The 12,863-nt window shown below is 72.1% G+C and carries 13 protein-coding genes; 9 read left to right on the top strand and 4 right to left on the bottom strand.

Going from position 1 to position 12,863, the window contains the following annotated elements; translation table 11 throughout:
• The first annotated feature begins 60 nt into the window (after positions 1-60).
• From PV682_RS27170 to PV682_RS27155, 4 genes are all read left to right on the top strand, one after another.
• On the top strand, positions 61-1,497 hold the full coding sequence (locus PV682_RS27170; protein ID WP_319734357.1) for an MFS transporter: 1,437 nt from the start codon (positions 61-63) through the stop codon (positions 1,495-1,497).
• Positions 1,498-1,778: 281 nt separating this feature from the next.
• Entirely contained in the window at positions 1,779-2,249 is a 471-nt protein-coding gene (locus PV682_RS27165; protein WP_407705747.1) for a DUF2771 domain-containing protein, read from the top strand.
• Positions 2,219-2,983 (top strand): futalosine hydrolase, encoded by a 765-nt coding sequence (locus PV682_RS27160; RefSeq protein WP_319734355.1) that lies wholly within the window; start codon positions 2,219-2,221, stop codon positions 2,981-2,983. The genes PV682_RS27165 and PV682_RS27160 overlap by 31 nt, the downstream gene beginning before the upstream one ends.
• Positions 2,984-2,990: 7 nt before the next feature.
• Positions 2,991-3,842 (top strand): 1,4-dihydroxy-6-naphthoate synthase, encoded by an 852-nt coding sequence (locus tag PV682_RS27155; RefSeq protein ID WP_319734492.1) that lies wholly within the window; start codon positions 2,991-2,993, stop codon positions 3,840-3,842.
• A gap of 24 nt (positions 3,843-3,866) precedes the next feature.
• On the opposite strand, the gene PV682_RS27150 is transcribed toward PV682_RS27155, so the two are convergent.
• Positions 3,867-4,250, bottom strand: a complete 384-nt coding sequence (locus PV682_RS27150; protein WP_010351235.1) for a cold-shock protein — start codon at positions 4,248-4,250, stop codon at positions 3,867-3,869.
• Between the two features lie 226 nt (positions 4,251-4,476).
• Here PV682_RS27150 and PV682_RS27145 point away from each other — a divergent pair, with 226 nt between their 5' ends.
• A complete protein-coding gene (locus PV682_RS27145) occupies positions 4,477-4,749 on the top strand; it encodes a hypothetical protein (RefSeq protein WP_079057066.1) in 273 nt (90 codons plus the stop codon).
• Here PV682_RS27145 and PV682_RS27140 read toward each other — a convergent pair.
• Both PV682_RS27140 and PV682_RS27135 read right to left on the bottom strand, forming a co-directional pair.
• Positions 4,704-5,399, bottom strand: coding sequence for an HAD family hydrolase (locus PV682_RS27140; RefSeq protein WP_319734354.1), 696 nt, complete (start codon positions 5,397-5,399; stop codon positions 4,704-4,706). The two genes, PV682_RS27145 and PV682_RS27140, sit on opposite strands and share 46 nt — an antisense overlap.
• Positions 5,400-5,479: 80 nt before the next feature.
• Positions 5,480-6,523, bottom strand: a complete 1,044-nt coding sequence (locus PV682_RS27135) for a hypothetical protein (protein ID WP_319734353.1) — start codon at positions 6,521-6,523, stop codon at positions 5,480-5,482.
• Between the two features lie 123 nt (positions 6,524-6,646).
• Here PV682_RS27135 and PV682_RS27130 point away from each other — a divergent pair, with 123 nt between their 5' ends.
• Positions 6,647-9,325 (top strand): helicase C-terminal domain-containing protein, encoded by a 2,679-nt coding sequence (locus PV682_RS27130; RefSeq protein WP_319734352.1) that lies wholly within the window; start codon positions 6,647-6,649, stop codon positions 9,323-9,325.
• 77 nt (positions 9,326-9,402) lie between these two features.
• A complete protein-coding gene (locus PV682_RS27125; protein WP_319734350.1) occupies positions 9,403-11,067 on the top strand; it encodes a DNA repair helicase XPB in 1,665 nt (554 codons plus the stop codon).
• A 19-nt stretch (positions 11,068-11,086) separates the two neighbouring features.
• On the opposite strand, the gene PV682_RS27120 is transcribed toward PV682_RS27125, so the two are convergent.
• On the bottom strand, positions 11,087-11,275 hold the full coding sequence (locus PV682_RS27120) for a hypothetical protein (RefSeq protein ID WP_079057087.1): 189 nt from the start codon (positions 11,273-11,275) through the stop codon (positions 11,087-11,089).
• A gap of 162 nt (positions 11,276-11,437) precedes the next feature.
• Between PV682_RS27120 and PV682_RS27115 the strand changes: the two genes are divergently transcribed.
• Both PV682_RS27115 and PV682_RS27110 read left to right on the top strand, forming a co-directional pair.
• A complete protein-coding gene (locus PV682_RS27115; RefSeq protein WP_112473403.1) occupies positions 11,438-11,785 on the top strand; it encodes a GntR family transcriptional regulator in 348 nt (115 codons plus the stop codon).
• Positions 11,786-11,874: 89 nt separating this feature from the next.
• A complete protein-coding gene (locus PV682_RS27110) occupies positions 11,875-12,771 on the top strand; it encodes a DUF1648 domain-containing protein (protein ID WP_319734346.1) in 897 nt (298 codons plus the stop codon).
• Positions 12,772-12,863 lie beyond the last annotated feature (92 nt).

The raw sequence follows: 12,863 nt of genomic DNA, 5'->3' as shown, positions 1-12,863 counted from the left end.
ACCGCGCCGTCCGCGCGCTAACCGCACTACGCACCGCGTTCTCGGGGCACTATGAACGTCGTGGCAACCGCGCGGACACCCCAGGGCGCGACCGGAATCGGCGGGCAGGGGAAGACGAGAGGCGGCGGTTCGGGTCGGCTGGGCGGACCCGTCCGCTCGATCGGCCGTGCCCTGCACTTCCCGTTCACCGGTACGGCGCGCGGCATCAGAAAGGCCACGCACGCGCACGGCGCGGGCGAGTCGGGCCTCGGCAAACTCATCGAACTGCACGCCGTGAACGGCGCGGGCGACGTGATGATCACGGTCGCGCTCGCCTCCACGGTCTTCTTCTCCGTCCCGACGGACGAGGCGCGCGGGCGGGTCGCGCTCTACCTCGCGATCACGATGGCTCCGTTCACCGTCCTCGCCCCCGTCATCGGCCCGCTCCTCGACCGGCTCCCGCACGGGCGGCGCGCGGCGATGGCCGGTGCGATGCTCGCGCGGGCCCTGCTCGCCCTAGTACTTTCGGGTGCCGTCGCGACGGGGAGCCTGGAGATGTACCCGGCGGCCCTGGGGGTACTCGTAGCTTCCAAGGCGTACGGCGTCGTTCGTTCCGCCGTAGTACCCCGGCTACTCCCACCACGCCTGTCCCTCGTGAAGGCCAACTCCCGGGTCACCCTGGGGGGACTCCTGGCCACGGGGATCGCCGCGCCCATCGCGGCGGGGCTGCACCAGATCGGGCCCGGGTGGCCGCTGTACGGCGCGTTCGTGATCTTCGTGCTCGGTACGTTCCTGTCGTTCACGCTCCCTCCGAAGGTGGACTCGGCGAAGGGGGAGGACGTCGCGCTCCTCGCCGCCGACGAGAACCATCTGCACGGCCCGCTCAAGTCGGCCAAGCGGCCCGGCCTGCGCACGGTCGGCATCGGCGTCACCCACGCCCTCGGCGCGAACGCCGCGCTGCGGTGGCTGTCGGGGTTCCTCACGTTCTTCCTCGCGTTCCTGCTGCGCGAGCACCCCCTGACGGGGCAGAGCGCCGCCGTCTCGCTCGGCATGGTCGCGGTCGCGGCGGGGGCGGGGAACGCGCTGGGTACGACGGTGGGGGCGTGGCTGCGGTCGCGGGCGCCGGAGGTGATCGTCGTGACGGTCGTCGCGGTGGTCCTCGGCGCGACGATCACGGCGGCGCTGCTGTTCGGGGCGTTCCTGGTGGCCTGCCTCGCGGCGGTCGCCGGGTTCTCGCAGGCGCTGGCCAAGCTGTCGCTGGACGCGCTGATCCAGCGGGACGTACCGGAGTTGGTGCGGACGTCGGCGTTCGCCCGGTCGGAGACGCTGCTCCAGGTGTCGTCGGTGTTCGGCGGGGCGGTGGGGATCGTGATGCCGCTGAACGGGACGCTGGGGCTGTCGGTGGCGGCGGGAGTGGTGGCGGTCGGCTGGGTCGCTACCGCGAAGGGGCTACTCGGGTCGGCCCGGCACGGAGGCGTGGCGGGCGGGGGCGGCGGGGGCCGGGCCCGGGTGGAGTAGAGCTCTAGTACCCGAGGGCGACAGGGGCGAGCGAGGGGCGGGCATGGGCTCGGGCCGGTCGTACCCGGGTAGTACCTGGGGGTGAGCGGGCTGGCGAGGGATCCGGCGCGAGCGCGGCCCGGTCGTACCCGGGTAGTACCCGAGAGCCACGCCCCCCGCCCCTCCCCGAGAGCCGCCCCCCCACCCCGCGTGGCCTAACGCACAGCGACGCCGTACCCCGCGTAGGAACTGCGCCGGGCGGGCCCGATAGCCTTCCGCCTATGACCAAGCAATCCGCTGCTGTGCGACGCCGCCGCGCCGTCGCCGCCGCCGGCGCCGTGTCCGCCGGACTGCTCGTGCTCTCGGCCTGCGACAAGCCGACGCCTCGGGCCACGATCACCTTCGGCTCGTCGTCGGTGAGCGAGGAGGCCACCTGCGGCGGTGAGAGCTCCAAGCTCGACACGTCGAAGCTGACGGCCTGCCTGAAGGACGAGGACATCGAGTCCATCAAGGTCGACCCCGAGGCGGGGAACGTCCGGTTCGGTGTGGACCCCGACATCGCCGACAAGCGGTGGACGGTCCTGATGAACGGCCAGCCGCTCACCGGGGACAGCGACAAGACGTACCTCACCATCCCGAGCAGCGTCTTCTTCAACGCCCAGTACGGCGCGCAGGGCGACTCCACGCTCGTCACCATCAAGGCGGGTGACGGCAAGAAGGACAGCCAGGCCGTCACGGGTCTGTGGTCGTTCCGCCTGAAGAAGGACAGCTGACCACGTCCGCCGTCCGCATCCTTGTCGCCACCGCCGTCCCGGCCGAACGGGACGCGGTGGCACAGGCGTTCCCGGACCCGTCCGGCGAACTCCGTACGCTGCCGGGCGGGTTGACCGTCCGCCGCCTCACCCCCGTACCCCACAGGTACGACGTCCTGGCCGCCGGGGTAGGCCCCGCCCTCGCCGCCGCCTCCACCGCGACCGCCCTCACCGCCGCAGTACTGGAGAGGGACCCGTACGACGTCGTCGTCTCGGCGGGCATCGCGGGTGGCTTCGCACCGGACGCCCCCGTAGCCTCCCTGGTCCTCGCGGACCACATCACCGCCGCCGACCTGGGCGCGGAGACCGCCGACGGGTTCCTCCCGGTCACCGACCTCGGCTTCGGCACCGTCACCCACCTCCCGCCCCCCGACCTCGTACGCCGCGCGGCCGACGCGACCGGCGCTCGCACGGGCACCGTCCTGACCGTCTCGACGGTCACCGGCACCGCGAGCCGGGCCGACGCCCTGCGCACCCGGCACCCCGGCGTGCTCGCCGAGGCCATGGAGGGGTTCGGCGTCGCGGAGGCGGCCGGCGCGCACGGCGTCCCCGTCCTCGAACTGCGCGCGGTCTCCAACCCCGTTGGCCCGCGCGACCGTTCGGCCTGGCGCATCAAGGACGCGCTGGAGTCGCTGACGGCGGGTTTCGGGAAGCTCGCCCCCGTTCTGGAGAGTTGGAGACAGCATGACCTCTGAGCAGCCCATGACCTCCGAGCGGCCTGTGCGGATCGCCTACTCCCCCTGCCCGAACGACACGTTCGTCTTCGACGCCCTCGCCCACGACCGCATCGCGGGCGCCCCCGCGCTCGATGTGACGTTCGCGGACATCGACATCACCAACGGCCTCGCGCAGCAGGGGGAGTACGACGCCCTGAAGGTGTCGTACGCGGTCCTTCCGTACGTACTGGAGGACTATGCCCTCCTGCCCTGCGGCGGGGCCCTGGGGCGCGGTTGTGGACCTCTGGTCCTCACGAGGGAGGCGGGCGTCTCCCTCGTAGGGCGTACGGTCGCGGTGCCGAGCGAGAAGTCGACGGCGTACCTGCTGTTCCGGCTGTGGGCGGCGGAGACCGTGCCGGGCGGGGTCGGGGAGATCGTGGTGATGCCGTTCCACGAGATCATGCCGGCCGTCCGGGACGGGAAGGTCGACGCGGGGCTCGTCATCCACGAGGCGCGGTTCACGTACCAGAACTACGGGCTGCACAAGCTCGCGGACATGGGCGAGCACTGGGAGGAGACGACCGGTCTGCCGATCCCGCTGGGGGCGATCATCGCCAAACGGTCCCTGGGCACCGACCGGTTGGAGCTGCTGGCCGAGTCGATCCGGGCGTCGGTGCGGGCCGCCTGGGACGACCCCGAGTCGTCCCGGCCGTACGTCATGGAGCACGCGCAGGAGATGGACCCGGCCGTCGCCGACCAGCACATCGGGCTGTACGTCAACGAGTTCACGGCGGATCTCGGGGAGGCGGGGTATGCCGCCGTACGGGGGCTGCTCACGCGGGCGGCGGCCGAGGGGCTGGTACCGCCCCTCGGACCGGACGCACTGCGGTTTCCGTGATACTTGAGAGTTACCCGGGGATTCCTACACGTCGAGCTGGTCCGCGACCGCCCTCAGCAATCCCGCGATCTTCGCGCCGGAAGCCTTGTCCGGATAACGCCCCTTCTCCAGCATCGGCGTGATGTTCTCCAGGACCGTGGTCAGATCCTGGACGATAGAGGCGAGTTCGTCCGGCTTACGGCGCTGTGCCGCTGCGACCGAAGGGGTCGGGTCGAGGAGAACGACCGAAAGGGCCTGATCGCCGCGCTGACCGGCGACGACTCCGAACTCGACGCGCTGTCCCGGTTTGAGTGTCTCGACTCCGTCGGGGAGGACCGAGGAATGAACGAAGACGTCACCGCCGTCGTCGCGGGAGAGAAAGCCGAAGCCCTTCTCGCTGTTGAACCACTTGACTTTGCCGGTAGGCACGTCTGTCCTCGTCCTCGTACTCGTCGGAAAACTGCTTCTGTCGTAAAACCGCTTCCGAAAACCGCCCGCGGAACCGTCGGCACCTCGGCCCTGGCACCGCGCGAACGGCTCCGGATAGCAGTACAGCGGGTCGACCATGACCCGCCGGTACCAAGGCTAATGGTCTGTGCGCGGGTGACAAGACGTCCCCCGGTTGTTCCTTCGCGCTGGGAACTACCCTGGTCCGGTGCGTGACAAAACCCAAACGAATTCCGCCGCTCCCGGTGACCGACTGATCCGCGCCGGTGCGATCGTGTTCTTCGCCGGTACGGTGGCCACTCTCGTCACCGTGACCCCGTTGTTCCTCGGTACGACGCCTTTTCCTGCGTACATGTTCGGATTGAGCATGCTCATGGGCGTCGGCTTCCTGATCGCGGGAGCCGGTGTACTGCGTTCGATCGCCGCCGGGCGGCGTCAGGCGAGGGAGGGATCAGCGGCTTCCGGGGCGTCCGCGAGATAGGCCGAAAGCCATCCCGGGAACGCGAGCAGATCGTCGAGCACCACATCCGCACCGGCCGTCCGCAATTCCTCCGCACCGCACGGTCCGGTGGTCACCCCCACCGAGAGCGCGCCGGCCGTCCGGGCACCCCTGACGTCTCCCACGTGATCGCCGACATAGACGTGGGCGCCGTATTCCTTGAGCGCCTCCGCCTTCTGCTCGGCCCACAGGTCACCGACTACCACGTCAGGGGTAAGCCTCAGGTACTCCATGTGCAGCTTCGCGTTGGGTTCGTGCTTGGCCGTGACGACGATGGCGCGACCGCCCGCCGCGTGCACGGCCTCGATCGCCTCGGGGGCGCCGGGCAGCGCGAGGGTCCCGGTCACGGCGTACTCGGGGTACAACCTGCGGTAGAGCGCGGCCATTTCGACGACCTTGTCCGCCGGGAACCAGTGGGCCATCTCGTCCTCGACCGGCGGCCCGAGCCGGCTGACCACGAGGTCGGCGTCTATGTACACGCCGGTCCGCTCGGCGAGGGCCTGGTAGCAGGCGCGGATTCCGGGGCGGGAGTCGACGAGGGTCATGTCGAGGTCGAAGCCGACGACGGGGGTAAGGGGCGGGAAGGGGGCGGAGGCAGGGGCGGGGGCCGGGGTGGGCTCGGGTGCGGTCATGTCTCCGAGTGTCTCAGCAGCCGTGATCGCCCCTTGGGTACTACCCGGTTACGACTTCGGCCGTACGTGGCCCTTCGCGGCTACTTGTTCCGCTGCGACCGCCACACCAGGTACAGGGCCGAGGCGACGGCCGCTCCCCGCACCACCCACGGCCACGTCTCGGAGACCGCGTCGTTCATGTGCCCCTCGGCGATCGGCTCGCCCCAGCGGCCCTGGCCGCGGCCCCACAGCCACAGCATCCCCGCCGCGACCGCGCTGCCGGGGATCCACATCACGGCGAGCTTCGTCTCGCGGTCGGTGAGGCGCCGGGACGCGTAGGCGATGACCCAACCGGCGCCCAGCGCAAGGAGGTTGCCGAGGACCGCGCCCGCGACGAGGGAGGCGGCGGCGAGCAGCAGGAGGGGGTTGCTCCACGTGCGGGAAGAGCGCTCGGGGGAGGTGCGGTCGCGGGAGGGCAGGGGGATCAGGCGGCGACGGCGACGGGGGGCGGCCTTGCCGGGGTCTCCGGCGGGCCCGGCCTGTTCACCGGCCGGGGGCGCGGCGGGGGCCTCCTTCTCGGCCTTCGCCTCCTTCGCCGCCTTCTCCTCCGCCGCCCTGGCGCGCGGGGACTTCAGGAGTTCGGGGATCTCGACGCCGCCGACGAAACCCGGGACGTCGTCGAGGTCACTCTCCAGACCTACGGGGCCCTTGAGCCACCAGTCGGGGAGGGGGTCGTCGGAGGTACGGGGGGTGGGGAGGGTGACGGGGTCGCCGGAGCCGGTTCGGTCGCCGGAGCCGGTGCGGTCGGTGGGGGCGGCCGGTGCCGACGGTCCCCGGTGGCTCTCAGGTCCGGGGGTACCTGCGGGGTACGCCGGCTGGGCGGGTACGGCGACCGCGGGCGCGTCCGGCGTACCGGCGCCGCCGCCCGCCGCCGCGACGACGTCGTCGGGGCTGCCCAGCCGGGCGATGATCTTCCGTACCGCCGCCGGACTGTCCGCCGACGCCTTGGCCCGGCGCTGGTCGATCTCGTTGCGCAGCTCCGACACGAGCCGCATCCGGTCGCCCGACGCCAACTGCTGTTGCTGAGCCACGTCCCCGACGCGGCTCAGGTACTCGTAGACGACTTGGTCGCTCTCGATCCCCACGGGAAAAAGCTACCGCGCGGGGGACTTCGTCCAGTAGGTCCCCGAGGCGTAACCCTGCTGGCTCCCAGGGTGTAACCCTCGCGGGAGCCCCCTACCCCGGCCGTACCCGCTACCGTGGGTCAGATGAGCACCCCCCGCTCCCTCGCCGAGGCGCTCCGCTCGCGCGACGACCGGTCCCTCGCCGCGCTGCTGCGCGGCCGGCCGGACCTCATCACGCCGGTGCCGACCGACCTGACCCAGCTCGCGACGCGGGCGGGCACCCGCGCCTCCGTCGTACGGGCCCTGGAGCGGCTCGACCGGTTCGCACTCCAGACCGCGGAGGCGCTGGCCGTGGCGGCGGACCCGGCGTCGTACCAGGAGCTCCTGGGTCTGATGGCCGGGGACGAGAAGGACCCGGCGGTGGTGGCGGCGCTGCCCGGCGCGGTGGCGACGCTGCGGGAGCAGGCGCTGGTATGGGGGGACGACAACCGGCTGAGGCTGGTGCGTACCGCCAGAGAGCTACTCGCCCCCTCACCCCAGCACCCGTCCCCCACCGGTCTCGGCCCGAGCGTGCAGGAGGCCACGGCGGGGATGTCGCCGGGGCGGGTGCAGACGATCGTCGCGGCGGCGGGGCTGCCGTCGACGCACGACTCGGTGAGCGCGGTCGCGGGGCTGACGGCGTTGTTCTCCAGCCGCCGCAAGCTGAAGTCGCTGCTCGCGAAGGCTCCGGCGGAGTCCCTCGACGTGCTGGACCGGCTGGTGTGGGGGCCGCCGTACGGGCAGGTCACGGCCGAACCGGCGGCGCGGCTGCGGTGGTTGCTGGACCGGGGGCTGCTGCTGCCGACGGCGCCGGGGACGGTCGTCCTGCCCCGGGAAGTGGCGCTGCACCTGCGGGCCGGGCGCGCGCACCGGGAGGTCGAGCCGTGGCCACCGGCCGTGGAGGCGGCGGGAGTTCACCGTCCACAGCTTGTGGACGCGACGGCGGCCGGACAGGCGTACACGGCGCTCGCGACCGTCGAGGAACTCCTCAAGGACTGGGACGAGGGTGGTCCCGCTGTCCTACGCGCCGGCGGGCTCAGCGTCCGCGACCTCAAACGGACCGCCGTCGCGCTCGACGTGTCGGAGCCGGTCGCCGCGTTCTGGGTCGAACTCGCCTACGCCGCCGGGCTGTTGGCATCCGACGGCGAGGCCGACGAGCGGTACGCGGCGACGCCCGAGTACGACGAGTGGCTGGAGCGTCCGCCGGCCGAGCGGTGGGCGCGGCTCGCGGAGGCGTGGCTGTCGGCGACCCGGACGCCGGGGCTGGTCGGGGGGCGGGACGGCAAGGACCGTACGCTCTCGGCGCTCGGCCCCGGGCTGGATCGTTCGGCTACCCCTGAAGTACGACGCCGGGTGCTGGCTCTTCTGGGGGAGCTCCCGGAGGGGACCGCGCCCGACTCCGAGGCGCTGCTGGCCCGGCTGCGCTGGGAACGGCCCCTGCGAGGGCCGGGGCGCGGCGAGGGGGATCTGCGGACGCGGCTCGCGCAGTGGACGCTGGGCGAGGCGGAGTCCTTGGGTATCACGGGTAGGGGGGCGCTCTCGGGGCATGGGCGGGCGTTGCTGGGGACCACGGGCGAGCGGCCGGTGGGCGGCGGTGAGCGAACGGTCGTATCGGGCGACGGCATCGGCGCGGTGCCGGGTTCCGGCAGCGGCGGTGGCACGACGCCGGGTTCCGGCGCCGGCAGGGGCGCGGCTCCTGGTGCCGGTGGCGTCGGTGGTGGCGAGGACCCGGCTCAGGGTGCCGGCGCGGACCCCGCCGATGCCGGTGACAAGCTCCCCGTGCACCACCGACCCCCGCATCACCCCGTGGTACTACCCCTGTCCCCCTCGGAGCAGGCCGTCGCGACCGCCGCTGCCGCCCGGCTGCTCGCGCCCCTCCTGCCCGAGCCCCTCGACCACGTACTGCTTCAGGCGGACCTGACGGCCGTAGCCCCCGGCCCGCTGCAACGGCCGCTCGCGGACACGCTCGGCGTGCTCGCGGACGTCGAGTCGAAGGGCGGCGCGACGGTGTACCGGTTCACGCCGGCCTCGGTGCGCCGGGCGCTGGACGCCGGTCGTACGGCCTCCGACCTCCAGGCGTTCCTGACGGCGCACTCGCGGACGCCGGTGCCGCAGCCGCTGGCGTACCTGATCGACGATGTGGCCCGCAGACACGGCCACTTGAGGGTCGGCGCGGCGTCGGCGTACGTCCGCTGCGACGACGACGCGCTGCTGAACGAGATCCTCGCGGACAAGCGCTCGGCCGGTCTGCGCCTGCGGCGTCTGGCGCCCACGGTCCTCGCGGCCCAGGCCGACCCGACGACGCTGCTCGACGTCCTGCGCACGATGGGCTACGCCCCCGCCGCCGAGTCCGCCGACGGCGACGTACTGATCCACCGCGCCGACGCGCACCGGACCCCGCCCCGTACCCCTCCGGAGCCGGTCCCCGACGGCCCCCCGGTCCCGGACGACACGCTGCTGGCGGCGGCGGTCCGCGCCATCCGCGCAGGTGACGTGGCCTCGACCACCCCGCGCAAACCCACCCCGGAGTCGTCCCGCACTACCCCTGGAGAGCTACCGCGCACCTCCCCCGCCGATACCCTCGCCACCGTCCAGGCCGCTGTCCTCACGAACGAGCCCCTCTGGATCGGCTACGTCAACGCCGAGGGCGCCGCCTCCCAGCGCGTCATCGCCCCTCTGCGCGTCGAGGGCGGCTTCGTCACGGCGTACGACCACACGGCGGACGAGGTCCGGACGTACCCCCTGCACCGGATCACGGGGGTGGCGGAGCTGGCGCAGGAGTAGCCCGCCGCTCACCCGGCAAGATCACGTCCGGATGAGGCACACTGGACGTTTGCCCCGTGCGGAAGGGATCCACGTACGTGAACGGTCCTCTCATCGTCCAGTCCGACAAGACGTTGCTGCTCGAAGTCGATCACGAGCAGGCCGACGCGTGTCGTCGGGTGATCGCGCCGTTCGCCGAGCTGGAGCGGGCGCCGGAGCACATCCATACGTACCGGGTGACACCGCTGGGGCTGTGGAACGCGCGCGCGGCGGGGCACGACGCCGAGCAGGTCGTGGACGCGCTCGTGCAGTTCAGCCGGTATCCGGTGCCGCACGCGCTGCTCGTCGACATCGCCGAGACCATGGACCGGTACGGGCGCCTCACGCTCAGCAAGCATCCGGCGCACGGGCTGGTGCTGACCAGCACGGACCGGCCGGTGCTGGAGGAGGTGCTGCGGTCGAAGCGGATCGCGCCGCTGGTGGGGGCGCGGATCGATCCGGACACCGTCGTCGTGCACCCCTCGGAGCGGGGGCAGATCAAGCAGACGCTGCTGAAGCTGGGGTGGCCGGCGGAGGACCTCGCCGGGTACGTCGACGGTGAGGCGCATCCGATCGGGCTCGCCGAGGACGGGTGGGCGCTGCGGCCGTACCAGAAGCAGGCCGTCGAGAACTTCTGGCACGGGGGCAGCGGCGTCGTCGTCCTGCCCTGCGGCGCCGGGAAGACGCTGGTCGGGGCGGGGGCGATGGCCGAGGCGAAGTCGACGACGCTGATCCTCGTCACCAACACCGTCTCCGCGCGGCAGTGGAAGCACGAGCTGGTGAAGCGGACCTCGCTGACCGAGGACGAGATCGGGGAGTACAGCGGGACGCGCAAGGAGATCCGGCCGGTCACCATCGCGACGTACCAGGTGCTGACGACGAAGCGGAAGGGGGTGTATCCGCACCTGGAGCTGTTCGACTCGCGGGACTGGGGGCTGATCGTCTACGACGAGGTGCACCTGCTGCCCGCGCCGGTCTTCAAGTTCACGGCGGATCTTCAGGCGCGGCGGCGGCTCGGGCTGACGGCGACGCTGGTGCGGGAGGACGGGCGGGAGTCCGACGTGTTCTCCCTGATCGGGCCCAAGCGGTTCGACGCGCCGTGGAAGGAGATCGAGGCGCAGGGGTACATCGCGCCCGCGGACTGTGTCGAGGTGCGGGTCAATCTCACCGACTCCGAGCGGCTGGCGTACGCGACCGCCGAGGCGGAGGAGAAGTACCGGTTCTGTGCGACGACCGCGACGAAGCGGAAGGTGACCGAGGCGATCGTGCGCCGGTTCGCCGGGCAGCAGATCCTCGTCATCGGGCAGTACATCGACCAGCTCGACGAGCTGGGGGAGCATCTCGGCGCGCCCGTGATCAAGGGGGAGACCTCCAACGCGCAGCGCGAGAAGCTCTTCGACGCGTTCCGCGAGAGCGAGATCAGCGTGCTCGTCGTCTCCAAGGTCGCGAACTTCTCCATCGACCTGCCCGAGGCGACCGTCGCGATCCAGGTCTCCGGCACGTTCGGCTCGCGGCAGGAGGAGGCGCAGCGGCTGGGGCGGGTGCTGCGGCCCAAGGCGGACGGGCATCAGGCCCACTTCTACTCCGTCGTCGCCCGCGACACCATCGACCAGGACTTCGCCGCGCACCGGCAGCGGTTCCTGGCGGAGCAGGGGTACGCCTACCGGATCGTCGACGCGGACGAGCTGCTGGCCGGGGACACCGGGAACGCCGGGGACGCCTGAGCGCTCCTCACGGAGCTCCTCACGCGCGGCGCCGGACACCTGCCTCCTCGCCGTACTCTCCGAGGATCATGACGTCGAAGGCGGCGCCGGCGAACACGCGTATCGCGTGAACGGCGTCGCCCAGGCGGTGCCTGTGCGGACTGCTCATCGGGGTCGCACCTGACGGGCGACCGGCGGCCGGGACGGGAGTGAAGGTCGCTGCGCTCATGCATCCATGGTGCGATCCCGGACATAAGGACGGCATCGGTCCACAGAGCCAACTTTCCCGCACGTTTCGTACTACTCAAGAGGGACGGGCTGCCCCAGGGGTATTAGGGGTCGGCCTCAGGGTTCCCCATAAGACGATAATGGTGCTACTTTCATTAGCACCATGCTGCTGAAACTGGACGTCACAGACAGTCGGCCGCTGCACGAGCAGGTCGCGGGGGCCGTACGGCGGGCCATCGCCGAGGGTGAGTGCGGGCCGGGGGACCGGCTGCCGCCCGCGCGCGAGATCTCGGACGCGCTGGGGGTGAACGTGAACACGGTGCTCAGAGGATTGCGAGGGCTACGGGACGACGGGGTCCTGGAGTTCCGGCGCGGGCGCGGGGTGACCGTCGCCTCGGGGGCCGATCAGCGGGCCGTGGTGGCCGGGCGGGTACGGGAGCTGGTCGCGGAGGCGGCGCGGCTCGGGTACGGCAGGGACGACCTCATCGAGATGATCAGGGAGATTCCATGAACGGGCGGGCGGGGAACGGGCGGAGCACTGCCGGCGGGCCGGGCGGAGCGCGCAGGTGGGGGGCGATCGTCGGGTGCGGTGCCGTGTTCGTGCTGCTCGTCGCTCTGCCGCTGATCGCGCGCGGGCGGCTGCCGGACCGGGTGGCCACGCATTGGGACGCCGACGGGAGGGCCGACGGGTCCATGCCGTTCTGGGGCGCCGTCGTCTTTCCGGCGCTGATCTGGGCGGTGGGCTGCACCGCCTCGCTGTACGTGGCTCTGAAGGCGTCCCGCGGTAGTACGGCGGGGTGGGCCGGTGTCGGGCTGCCGGTGCTGGGGCTCGGGCTGGTCGGTGGGCAGGCGGCCGTCGTACGGGCGAATCTGGACGTCCGCGACTGGCACGACGCCGGGTCCACGTACGGCTGGATCGCGGGCGTGGTCGTCGTGGCTCTCACGGTGGGCGCTCTCGCGTGGCTCTCACGTCGTAGTACTCCGGAGCCAGAGGGCAACCGGCCTGTCATGGATCTCCCCCGGGGCCAGCGGGTGGCGTGGTTCTCGCGGCTCTCCAGCCCGGCGTTCCAGGCGGTCGCGGCGGTCCTCGGGTTCGCGGCCCTCGCGGTCGCCGCCGCGTCCCTCGGAGGTATGACAGACCCACTGCCGGGCATCTCCCTGACCATCGCCCTCGGCGTCGCCTCCCTGCTCTTCTTCACCTTCGCGTCGGTGCAGGTCCGTGTGGGCGAGCAGGGGCTCCGGGTCTCCTTCGGCCCGCTCGGCTGGCCTGCCCGCCACTGGTCCGTCGCAGACATCGAGTCGGCCCGCGTGGAACACCGCGCGCCCGCGCAGGTCCACGGCTGGGGGTACCGGATCAACGGGCTCGGTACGACCGTGATGCTGCGCGGCGGCGAGTGCCTGGTCGTGCGCGCCAGGGGACGTGACTTCGCGGTGAGCGTGGACGACGCGGAGCGGGGCGCGGCACTGCTGAACTCGCTGCGAGCTCTCCAGAGCTAGCCGGGTACGACAGGGCCAGCCGGGTACGACCGTCGCGGTACGCGGCCCTGCGGGGGTCCGGCCGGGGCGGTCGTCCGGCGAAAATCCGTTGG

Source organism: Streptomyces niveiscabiei (assembly GCF_033794345.1).
Taxonomy (GTDB): Bacteria; Actinomycetota; Actinomycetes; order Streptomycetales; family Streptomycetaceae; genus Streptomyces; species Streptomyces niveiscabiei.
This window is presented reverse-complemented; position numbering and strand designations above follow the sequence as displayed.